The following is a 9,506-nucleotide window of genomic DNA, read 5'->3' on the forward strand; positions in this document are numbered from 1 at the left end:
TATCCCCGTACCCCTGATTCTTTGGCTTGGGGGTTGGTCTTGGGGATCGGCACGGTGGGGGTGGCGTGGCTGGCCAGCTATCGCCCGCTCTTTTTCCAGCCCCACCCTGTCCAACCTCGGCAATGGCTGCGCAATTACCTTTGGATCCTGGTCATGCTGATCCTAGGGTTCCTTGCTTTTGAAGGGCTGATCTTGGCAGCCGGCCTGGTGCTGGGCGGAACAGAGGGCCTGACCCTGCCCATCTTGGGCAAGATCTGGTTGCACAACTGGCTGTGGACGGGCTTTTGGCTTGGGATCCACGCGCTGCTGGCCTGGGACAGAGGACGCCGCCGACTGGAGTTGGCGAAAGCCAACCTCGGCGGGCTGGGGTATCCCCAAGGGAGATCCAGGCCAGAATAGGGGTGACCTGCGCGCGAGGGATCCCTTTGCAGCCCGCTCAGCTCGACAACTCCCCCTTTGACCGGCTCGTGGACTACGTCCCGCTGACGCGATCGGCTTCCTGCCGCTTGCTGCTGTTGAGCGGCAAGGGGGGTGTGGGCAAGACCACCCTGGCCTGTGCCCTGGCCCGTCACCTAGCCCAGAGGCAACCAGAGCGCCGTTTGCTGTTGCTATCCACCGATCCAGCCCACTCCCTGGGGGATGTGCTGGGGATCCCGGTGGCCGACACCCCCCAACCCCTGCCGGAAAGTGCTCCGCACCGCTTGCGCGAACGGCCCAACTTGCAGGTGCGGGCCCTCCAGGCCGAGGTGCTGCTGCAGTCTTTCAAGCAGACCTACGGCCCGGCTCTGGAGCTGATTGCCGAGCGGGGCAGTTGGCTGGGGCGAGAGGATCTGTTGCCCCTTTGGGATCTGGACTGGCCGGGGGTGGACGAGCTGATGGCCATCCTCGAGGTCAACCGCCTGCTGGCAGGCCAAGAGGTGGACACAGTCATCCTGGACACGGCCCCCACCGGCCACACCCTGCGGCTGTTGGAGTTGCCCGACTTTTTGGATAATCTGCTGGCGGTGTTTGCCACCTTCCAGGCCAAGCACCGCGAGGTTGTCCAATCCCTGACGGGCACCTATTGCCCGGATGAGGCCGATGCCTTTTTGACCCGGCTACAAAGTGAGCTGGAGGGAGGCAAAGCCCGCCTCACCGACCCGGAGAGCACCTCTGCTTGGCTGGTGCTGATCCCGGAGCCGTTGAGCGTGGCGGAGACCCGCCGCTTCTGTCAACAACTGCAAAGCCGCCGTGTGCCTGTGGGGGGTCTTCTGGTCAACCAGGTGTTGCTAGGGACGGTGGCGGCCGCAGGGGAAAAAGCGGAAGCAACCCCCAGCCGCCCCTCGCCTCTTTACCTAGCCCGCCAGCAGGAGCAGTGGCGCTGGCTAAAAACACTCCAAGAGGAGCTGCCTGGCTATCCCATCTGGGTTTGTCCCTATCAACTGGAGGAGCCGATTGGGCCGACGGCCCTGGACAAGCTGGTGCAACAGCTTCGCCCCTTGCCAGAGGTGCTGCCGCAGTTGGAAGAGATCCCCCCTAGCCCAGGGGAGCCTGTCGGCGGGATCCCCTCCCCCCCAAGGGTGGCCCTGCCAGATTTTTTGGCCCAAGGGATCCGCCTTGTGCTGGTGGGGGGCAAGGGTGGGGTGGGCAAGACCACGGTGGCCGGGGCCCTGGCCTGGAACCTGGCCCAGCGCCATCCCGACCAGCGGCTCTTACTGGTCTCCATCGACCCGGCCCACTCGCTGGGGGATCTGTTTCAGACAAAGCTGGGTCAGGAGCCGCTGCCGCTCTTGCCCAACCTGCTGGGCCAGGAGATCGAGGCGGCGGCAGTGCTGGAGCGCTTCCGCCAAGACTACCTGGAGGAGGTGGCGGCCATTTTGGCAGGCGAGGGGACGGCAGGGGTGGAAGTCCAGTACGACCCCCAGGCTTGGCGGCAGCTTTTGCAGATGCCCCCTCCCGGTCTAGACGAGGTGATGGCCCTGCTGACGGTGCTGGAACAAGAAGCCAGCGGCCAGTTCAACCTGGTGGTGGTGGATACCGCCCCCACCGGCCACCTCTTGCGCTTTTTGCAGATGCCGCAGGCCCTAGAAGGCTGGGTGAGCCTGGCCCTGAAGCTGTGGCTAAAGTACCGCGACGTGGTGGGCCGGCCGGAATGGGCGCAGCGGTTGCGGGATCTCCTAGCCCAGGTGCGCCAGCTGCAGCGGCGGCTGCGGGATCCCCAGTTTGTTAGCTTTGTCCCCGTCTTCAACCCCGAACAGGCAGTTCTGGCGGAAACCGAGCGTCTTTTGGCGGAGTTGGATGCCCTGGGGATCCCCCATCCCTATGCCGTTCTCAATCGGGTTTGGCTGGAGGACTCCACCCCCTTTGGCGCAGCCCTTTGGCGCCGCCACCAGGCCATCCTGGCCCAGTTGCCCCAGCGCTTTCCCCAGCAGGCCATTGTCACCCTCCCTTTCCTGCACCCGCCCAGCCTAGAAGCCGTTGGGGCTTACCTGCTAGGCAGCCCGGCGCCAATTCCCGCCTAGGGAGGCTAGCCTAGAGAAGGTGCGGGTGCCGCCTCTTTCCTCTGCGTTTTGCCTATGTTGCCCAACCTCCCCCTGCAAGCCATCCCCCTGTTCTCGATTGCTGCAGCCATCCTGTTGGTGTACCTGCCCATGGGCGTGGTCGGCTATGCCCGCGCCCGCGTTGGCTACGATCCCCATGCGCCGCGGGCTATGTTCGACCGGCTGCCTCCCTACGGCCAGCGGGCTACCTGGGCCCATGCCAACGGCTTTGAGGCCCTGGGCACCTTTGCGCCGTCAGCCTTGATTGCCTATGTTACTGGCCCCCACCCGGATCCCTGGCTGTTTGGCCTTAGCGGCGACGAAGGGGTAGCCTTGCTCTGCGGTGTGTTTCTGCTGGCACGGCTGTTTTACAACTTTTTCTACATCGGTGACATTCCCCTGGGGCGCTCCCTCTCCTTTTTGGTTGGGTCGCTGGCCACGCTGGGCCTGCTGCTGATTGGCCTGTTGCCGTTTCTGGGCCAGAACTGGGCTTAGCCCGAGGCTACAGCCGCAGCGACGAGAGGGCCACGCCAGCCCGGTGGGCCACCACCACGCCAATGGCCTCCAGGTAGGAGCTAACCGCCACATGCGAGATCCCCAACTGGCGCGGGTGAACCTGCATGACGGTGGTGTTTTCTTCGACGGCAATAAACAAGGGCGGGCGGGGGCGGCTGGCGAGGTAAAGCAGGCCGGGGCCGCCAAAGGCGGTGGCCGGGGCAATGACGCTATCCACCTGCTTGGCTGTCAGGTCGCCCGTCTGCAGGGGATCCCCCCTTTTCACAAACTGGGGAGCGTAGCTCAGCCCTGCCAAAACCGAGGGCAGGAAGGTAAACCCCACCTCTTCAGCGGCAGCGCGGGGGTGAACCAGCTTGGGGTCGGGATCAGGGTAGAGGGCCGGAGCATGGGCACACGGGATCCCCAGCTCCCGCACCACCAGGTGGCTGAGGATGGCCTCGGCCCCCGCCAGGGGATCTACCCCCTGCCCCTGCTCGTACTGGCTAAAGTCAAGATCGTCGGGGAAGCGGGCCACCACGGCAATGGCCTCGGCCCCTGCATAGAGCAGCGCACGCGCGGCTTCCAGGAGCGCCTCGGCATCCGCTAGGGATCCCTGGCTGGCGCCGGCAGGGGAGAAGCTGACGGCAACGCCTAAGGGTCGAGGAGTCAAGCGCCAGGGGCCGATGTCCAGCCCCAGCGTGGCCTGAGCGGCTTGCATGACCTGCAAATGGCGCTGGCGCAGATCCTCCGGGATCCCGGCATCCAGCACCACCCCGATGCGGTTTTGCCGCACTGGCCTGAGGAACCACTCCCCGGCACAGAAGCGATCCAGGCCGTATCCTTCCACGTAGAGCACATTCCCCAGGGGCCAGAAGAGGGTAGCGCCGTTGAGGACATTGGGGTGGGTGATGACGCAATCCGCGGCTGCGGCCAAGGCGCGGGCCACGGGCAGGGCATCGCCGGCAAAGCCGCCCACCCGGGCACCGATACCGGTGGGAACCAAAAGCAGGACGGTGTAGGGGCGACCCATCGGACTAGACCTGGGACAAAAGCTGCTGCGCCAGCGCCTCAGCCCGCCGCACGCAGTCGCCCAGGGCCACACCGTCTAGGTAGTTGGCGCACACCCAGATCCCCGGCGTCTGGGAGGCCAGGTGGACCTGCAACTGGGCCATCCGCTGCCGGTGACCGAGGGTGTACTGGGGAATGGCGCGGGGCCACAGGCGTTCGCCCAAGTAGATGGGCTCGGCGCGGCGGGTAAGCAGGACCTGACTGAGCTCGGCGTGGACAATTTGCGCTCGCTCCTCAGGGGACAGAGCAGTGATGGGTGGGATCCCTTGCCGGCGGGCCAAGGCAGCATCGGTAGCACCGCCCAGGAAGCTGAGGAAGCTGTGGTAGCCCTGGGGAGCCCGCTCTGGGAAAAGACAGGAGGCCCAGATAGTGCCTAGGGTGCGTAGACCCTGGGAGCGAGGGATGAGGTGGCCAAAGCCCCGCAGCGGCTGCGGCAGAACCGCTTGGGGATAGGCCAGAGCCACCACTGCCACCGGCGGATAGGGGATCCCAGCCAAGAGCTGGCTGGCCTCGGGGTTGAGTTCCTGCAGCAGCAAGGCAGCCTCATAGGCGGGGAGAGCCAGCACCACCTGGCGAGCAGCCACCCAGCGGGATCCCTCTGGGGTTGCAAAGCCCACCCCATAGAGCTCTCCCTCCCGCTTCAGCTGCACCGCTTGCCAACCCAGCCGCAGGCTGTCGCCCAGCTTTTGGGCTAGGGCCTCTGGCAACTGCTGCAGCCCCTGCCTCAGATTGCCCAGTTGGCCGCGTTTGGGCGGGGGTTGGATGGCTGCGGGAAAAGGCTGGGGTCTTTGGCGCAGAGCCTGCAGGGCGCCGGCAAAGAGACTGCCGTAGCGCTCCTCTAGGCCAGCTACCCGAGGGAAAGCTGCCACCGCGCTGAGTTGATCCGGATCCCCGGCATAGACCCCTGAGGTGAAGGGCTCCACCAGGCGCTCCACCACTTCGGATCCCAGTTGTCGCCGGAAAAACTGCCGCACCGTCTCCTCCTGCCCCGGCGGCGGAGGGACAAACCCCAACAGGCCCTGCAGAGCCCGCAGCTTACCACCCACACTGAGCAGCCGTGAGCCCAGAGCCGCCGTGGGGCTCAGCGGCACTGGCAGCAGCTCTCCTTCCCAGTAGATGTAGCGGGGCAGCTGGGCATCGGCCAGCACCAGTTGGTCGGCCAGGCCCACCTCGGCAATCAAGTTGAGCAGGGCAGGCGTAGGGGTAAAGCTGTTGGGGCCTTCCTCCCAGCGGTAGCCGTCTTTGGATTGGGTGGAAATGCAGCCGCCCACCCGAGAGCTGGCCTCGGCCAAGAGCACGGCCTGAGCGGAGCCACCCCTACCAGAGAGACCCTGCTGCAGGCGCCAAGCCAGCGTCAGGCCGCTGATGCCCGCCCCAATGACCACCACTTCGGCTCTGAGGAGTTCAGGGGTTGCAAGATCCGCGGTCGCTGCCAAGCTGTCTATCCTCCATCACGGGCAACACGAGGGGCGCCATTAGCGCAGCACGCGAAACAGGCTGGGGATCCCGGCTACCTGGGGAAGCTGCTGGATCTCGGCCAGCGCCTGCCGGCAGTCAGCCTCGCGCACGGTGTGGGTGAGGACAACAATCTCCGCCAGCTCCTGGTGGCACTCTTTTTGGGTAATGCTCTCCAGGCTAACCTGGTGCCGGCCAAAGCAGGTGCCAATAGCTCCCATCACCCCCGGTCGATCCTGGGCCAGCACTCGCACGTAAAACTCCGACTGCACCTCCGCCAGTGGCAGCAGGGAGGCAACAGGAGGAGAAACAGGCAATCCCCAGAGAGGATTGGGGAGATGGGCCCCTGTCTGCAGGTGGGCAAGTAGGGTGAGCAGATCCCCAACGACAGCACTGGCCGTCGGCCCCTGTCCCGCCCCCGGCCCGGAGAGCACCACCTGGCCCAGGGGATCCCCTTGTACCCAGACGGCGTTGTCCACGCCGTGGATATTAGCCAGCGGGTGGGTCAGCGGCAATAGGGTGGGGTGGACGCGGACATCCAAGGCCGTTTCGGATCCTGGGACACCAGCCCTCTGGGCAATGGCCAAAAGCTTGAAGGTGTAGCCCCACTCGCGGGCATAGCGGATGTCGGTGGGGCTGATGCTGCGGATCCCTTCGCAAGGGATGGCCTCCCGCGGCACCGACACCCCAAAGGCCAGGCTAGCCAAAATGGCGATCTTGTCCGCCGCATCCCATCCTTCCACATCGGCGCTGGGATCCGCCTCCGCATAGCCGCGGGCTTGGGCTTGGGCCAGCGCTTCGGCAAAGGAGCTACCCTCCTGGGCCATCTGGCTGAGGATGAAGTTGGTCGTGCCGTTGATGATGCCCCAGACCGCCTGGATGCGGCTGGCCTGCAGCGACTGCTGCAAAGTCTGGACGACAGGGATCCCACCCCCCACGGCTGCCTCCAGCAGCACGGCCACCCTGGCCTGGGCAGCAGCGCGGAAGATCTCCTCGCCATAGCGGGCAATGACCGCTTTGTTGGCTGTAATGACTGGCTTGCCGTGGTCAATGGCCTTTAGGATGAGGCTGCGAGCCGGCTCCAGCCCGCCCATGAGCTCAATCACCACGTCAATGTCTGGATCCGACACAATCCGCTCTAGGTCAGTGGTCAGGCGCTCAAGCGGGATGGATACCCGCCGCGGCCTGTCCAGGGAACGCACCCCTACCGCCGCAAGCTCGACAGCCTGCAAGAGGGGGTGAGGTGGGCGTTGCAAAATCTCTACCACGCCCGTGCCGACAGTACCCAGCCCCAGTAGCCCAACCCGATAGACCACAGCCGCTCCCTCGCCCGTTGATCCCTGAGACCCAAAGACTTCCTTACCTTTACCAGGTTGACACACTCCTGGCCCCATCAGGACGAGATTTTGGCCATCCATCCCAAGGCGCTTTGGGTTCAGGGGGAAGGTGCGTTGAGACAGCCGCAGGGATCCCTCGCTGTGGGGGCAGTGCCGGTTTGGGGTTTATGCTGAAGGGGGGATCCCTTTACAGATGTTTTCATTCATTCATAGCCTTCATGTCCAGAACCTGTACCATCTACCGCCGTGCCCATTTTGCCGCCAGCCACCGCTACTGGCTGCCGGAGCTCTCTGAAGCCGAGAACCTGGCCCGCTTTGGCCCCCACGCCCGCTTCCCCGGCCACGGCCACAACTACGTGCTGGAGGTGGGCTTGACGGGAGAGGTGGACGAGTACGGCATGGTGCTTAACCTCTCACAGGTGAAGCGGGTGCTTCAGGAGCGGGTGATTCAGGAGCTGAACTTTGCCTACCTCAACGAAGCTTGGCCAGAGTTTGCCCAAACCCTGCCCACCACCGAGTTCATCGCCTACACCATTTGGCAGCGCCTGGCCGATGCTCTGCCCCTGACCAGCGTGCGCCTCTATGAAGATCCTGAGTTTTGGGCCGAATACCGAGGAGAAGCCATGCAAGCCTATTTGACCGTTGCCACCCACTTTAGCGCCGCCCACCGCTTGGCCTTGGATCACCTCAGTCTGGAAGAGAACACCGCCATCTATGGCCTCTGCGCCCGTCCCCACGGCCACGGCCACAACTATGGCCTGGAGATCACCGTCAAGGGATCCATCGACCCGCGCACGGGGATGATCGTGGACTTGGCAGCTTTGCAGCGGGTGATTGAGGAGCAGGTGGTCAAACCCCTAGATCACACCTTCCTAAACAAGGACATCCCCTACTTTGCCCAGGTGGTGCCCACTGCGGAAAACATTGCCCTCTACATCCAGCGGCTGCTGACTCTGCCCCTGCGGAAGCTGGGGGTGCAACTGCATCGGATCCGCCTGCAGGAAAGCCCCAACAACAGCAGCGAGGTCTATGGGGAGTTTCCGCTAGAGGAGCTGGGCGCAGCTACCGCTGCCACCCCATACCCCGCGAGCGAGGGCAAGAGGGATCCCTCTGAAGTGGAGCCCCTAGCTGCCGGCAGGGGTGGGCCAGCCGCCTATGCTGGATCTTGTTAAACTGAGCGAGCAGATTCCCGCCTTCGCCCGCCACCTGCAGCAGGAGTCGAAGGCCAACCAAGAGCGTCTGCGCCTGGCCTTGCAGGAGTTTGCCCGCCTGCAGCGAGAACCCCAAGCCTGGCAGTCCCGCTGGGCGGAGTGGGGATCCCATCTCGCCTTTACCTGCGCCAGTCCCGCCGAGCCGCCGGAAACCTGGGGATCCCTGCCCAAAGTGGAACCTTTGCAGGGGCCGCACACGGTGGTGGCCACCGACGGCTCCCAGATCCTGCCCAGCCACCACGAGATCGCCTACTGCTCGCTCATCAACATTGGGCGGGTAGCCCTCCACTACGGCACGCAAGAGTGGCCGCTGCTGGACAGCCAGCCCCTGCTGATCTACGGGCAGGAGCCCTTTGCTCAACCGAACCGATCCAACTCCCTTCCAGGAGCGGCCCCGCGCCGTCTTCGCCGCCAACCCCGCCGAGAGGAAGGAGATCGCGGTGAGGGGGCGGAGATTGCTTTGGACGCCGAAGAGGTGCTGGCTTTGCGGCGCTCCCAGGCAGAGTTGGAGGAGCTGGCCCAGTTGGCCCTGTCGCTGTCCTGCCGTCGCCTCACGCTGGCGCTGCTGGATGGATCCCTGATCCCCTGGGGACTGGAGTCGCTGCCTAGATCAACCCAACGTCCCTGGCTGGATCCCATCCTGGCGACCCTGGAGCAGTTGCGGGCGGCCCGCATCCCCCTGGTGGGCTACATCAGCGCTTCCCGCAGCAGCGAAACCCTTAACTACTTGCGCCTGGGGCTGTGCCCCTACCTGGGCTGCGACTGCTATCGCTACTGCGCCGGCGAGAAAACTCCCCCCTGCCAGCCCTTTGCCCCCCTGGCAGATCGCGTTTTTTGGGGATCCCTACTGCAGCCGGGAGAGCGCAGCCCCCTCTGGCGCAGTGGCGCCAGCGTCCTGGAGACTTTTGGGGAACATCACATCCACTGCTGTTACTTGAATGTTGGCGCGAACCCTGGCGAGGGATCCCTGCCGGAGATTGCCCGGCTAGAGTTTCCCGCCTGGGTGGCCCAGGATCCAGAGCTGCTGCAGCAGGCCTTGGCAGGGGTGCTGAGCCAGGTGCAAAAGGGCTTTGGCTACCCCATCGCCCTGGCCGAAGCCCATCATCTGGCTGTAGTGAGAGGAGGCGATCGGCAGCGGTTCTTCACCCTCATCGAGCAGGAGCTGATCCGCGCCGGCCTGCGCCATGTGGCCGTCTCTCGTAAGGAAGCCCAGAAGCGAACGGGTATCGCCTAATTGGTGCCAGTGCCGCAAAGCTCTTCCTTCCCTCTCCTTCTAGGAGAGGGGCTGGGGGTGAGGGAATGACTCCTTAGACCCAAAATCGCAGCGCCTGCTGGGATCCTTGGCATCCCAGAAGCGACTATAACCTAATGAACTACCCCACCGCGTAGGCGGGTGGGGTTTCCTCACCCGCTTGACAGCA

7 protein-coding genes and 1 pseudogene are annotated in these 9,506 nt (G+C 64.7%); 5 read left to right on the forward strand and 3 right to left on the reverse strand.

The genetic code is table 11. The annotated features are described in order from the left end of the window. The 3 genes and pseudogenes from NW852_RS07420 to NW852_RS07430 form a co-directional block, all read left to right on the forward strand. Positions 1-399: pseudogene (locus tag NW852_RS07420) on the forward strand (hypothetical protein); the annotation flags it as partial. Between the two features lie 2 nt (positions 400-401). Next, positions 402-2,501: an ArsA family ATPase gene (locus tag NW852_RS07425; protein WP_414426604.1), complete on the forward strand. Its 2,100-nt coding sequence runs from the start codon at positions 402-404 to the stop codon at positions 2,499-2,501. A gap of 54 nt (positions 2,502-2,555) precedes the next feature. After that, the gene (locus NW852_RS07430; protein WP_414366242.1) at positions 2,556-3,014 is read left to right on the forward strand and encodes an MAPEG family protein; all 459 of its coding nucleotides are present in this window, start codon (positions 2,556-2,558) and stop codon (positions 3,012-3,014) included. A gap of 7 nt (positions 3,015-3,021) precedes the next feature. Here NW852_RS07430 and NW852_RS07435 read toward each other — a convergent pair whose 3' ends face one another. From NW852_RS07435 to NW852_RS07445, 3 genes are read right to left on the reverse strand one after another with little or no spacing between them, the layout of a single operon-like run. Further along, positions 3,022-4,044, reverse strand: coding sequence for a DUF3326 domain-containing protein (locus tag NW852_RS07435; protein WP_414370381.1), 1,023 nt, complete (start codon positions 4,042-4,044; stop codon positions 3,022-3,024). Positions 4,045-4,048: 4 nt separating this feature from the next. After that, on the reverse strand, positions 4,049-5,518 hold the full coding sequence (gene hemG / locus NW852_RS07440) for a protoporphyrinogen oxidase (RefSeq protein ID WP_414370380.1): 1,470 nt from the start codon (positions 5,516-5,518) through the stop codon (positions 4,049-4,051). A gap of 39 nt (positions 5,519-5,557) precedes the next feature. After that, the gene (locus NW852_RS07445; RefSeq protein WP_414370379.1) at positions 5,558-6,853 is read right to left on the reverse strand and encodes a homoserine dehydrogenase; all 1,296 of its coding nucleotides are present in this window, start codon (positions 6,851-6,853) and stop codon (positions 5,558-5,560) included. Between the two features lie 239 nt (positions 6,854-7,092). On the opposite strand from NW852_RS07445, the gene NW852_RS07450 reads away from it, so the two are divergent. After that, the gene (locus tag NW852_RS07450; protein WP_414370377.1) at positions 7,093-8,046 is read left to right on the forward strand and encodes a 6-carboxytetrahydropterin synthase; all 954 of its coding nucleotides are present in this window, start codon (positions 7,093-7,095) and stop codon (positions 8,044-8,046) included. Beyond that, on the forward strand, positions 8,030-9,319 hold the full coding sequence (locus tag NW852_RS07455; protein ID WP_414366254.1) for a DNA double-strand break repair nuclease NurA: 1,290 nt from the start codon (positions 8,030-8,032) through the stop codon (positions 9,317-9,319). The genes NW852_RS07450 and NW852_RS07455 overlap by 17 nt, the downstream gene beginning before the upstream one ends. The last annotated feature ends 187 nt before the right edge of the window (positions 9,320-9,506 follow it).

Origin of the sequence: Synechococcus sp. H60.1 (genome assembly GCF_047462335.1) — a bacterium.
Lineage (GTDB): Bacteria > Cyanobacteriota > Cyanobacteriia > Thermostichales > Thermostichaceae > Thermostichus.